Below are 425 nucleotides of genomic sequence, written 5' to 3' on the forward strand. Positions count from 1 at the left end.
GGTGTCATATCAAGTTGGCCTTACGGAATTTCAACTGCCTCCTTGCCATTAATCAATATATCAATTGATGAAGATAAATTATCCCCATACTTCCAAAGATAATCATCCAAGCCGCCATATTTTTTTATAAAATCATAGAACGCAACGAAAACAGAATATCCTTCTTCATCTATTTTTTTACAGCACAAATCAATGTCCATCTTTCTTTCATTGACTTTCCCATATTTTGATGCTTCATTAATTAATTCACACATATAATCACCCGCTTGTAACAACAGCGCCAAATATTGAAATTTGAAAATTCTTACACATTGGAAAAGCTTCGCCTGTTTTTACCAATACTGTATGAACTTCAAGATCACTAATTTTCGCATTTGCCTTCAAATTCGCTGTGATGTGCCGCCTGGGCTGAAGATGCCCATTAG

General features: G+C 35.3%; 1 protein-coding gene. It reads right to left on the reverse strand.

Annotated features, from left to right (window positions below):
- Nucleotides 1-20 precede the first annotated feature (20 nt).
- Nucleotides 21-254 carry a hypothetical protein gene (locus HV826_RS36535; RefSeq protein ID WP_176421589.1) on the reverse strand — a complete coding sequence of 78 codons (234 nt, stop codon included), beginning with the start codon at nucleotides 252-254 and terminating at the stop codon, nucleotides 21-23.
- Between the last annotated feature and the right edge of the window lie 171 nt (nucleotides 255-425).

This window comes from Myxococcus sp. AM010 (assembly GCF_013372585.1).
In the GTDB taxonomy this organism is placed as follows: Bacteria; Myxococcota; Myxococcia; order Myxococcales; family Myxococcaceae; genus Myxococcus; species Myxococcus vastator.

Coding starts and splice junctions, on each gene's coding strand:
- HV826_RS36535 (WP_176421589.1), bottom strand. CDS start 254: ATGTGTGAATTAATTAATGAAGCATCAAAATATGGGAAAGTCAATGAA.